The 681-nt window shown below is 46.8% G+C and carries 1 protein-coding gene; it reads right to left on the bottom strand.

All coding sequences use genetic code 11. From position 1 onward, the window contains the following. A partial coding sequence (locus R7E78_RS27000; protein WP_318058728.1) for an FAD-binding oxidoreductase occupies window positions 1-681 on the bottom strand: 681 nt, incomplete at both ends.

The following is a 681-nucleotide window of genomic DNA, read 5'->3' as shown; positions in this document are numbered from 1 at the left end:
GCATGAAACCATCAGGCCCACAAACAAACACTTGTCGTTGTTCAACGTCTTTGATTTGCTTGATATGAGACAGACTTAAACGCCCTTTAAGACCAAACCAATCCACCGCTGGTTGCGTTAAACAGATTTTCACTTCAAGCCCTGAATGTTCGCGTTTTAATTGCTCTAACTCTGAGCGACATGGAATATCGTGCTCAGTACGGCATTGATGGTAAAACACCACGTCATTCAGTTGATTGTGGTCTGCAAGATAGCGCACCATCGACAGCATTGGAGTAACACCACTGCCCGCCGACAGCAATAGTAGCGGCTGCGCATCATGCGTTTTAAGGTGGAACTGACCATCTGGGTTTTCTGCCTCTAATACATCACCGACTTGTAGGTTGTCTAACAAAGCATTCGACACGCGGCCACCCGCAATACGCTTAACGGAGATAGCATAGCGACCAGGGCGAGATGGGCTAGACGATAAGGTATATCTACGACCAATTTTCTTACCATTGATATCCACCTCAATCGGCAAATGTTGGCCCGGTAAGTAGTTTGGTAAAGAACCTTTGCTCGGTTCTAGCCATAAGGTCACGAAATCTTGAGCAATCTCTTCACGCTCAACACACGTCAGCGTCATGCGCACAGGTGAGTTGTCCGGATAAAATTCCGGCTCTTTATATTCGAGCACTA

The organism is Vibrio sp. YT-19(2023), from assembly GCF_033337395.1.
Note: the sequence above shows the minus strand (reverse complement) of the source record. Positions and strands in the feature narration are given on the sequence as shown.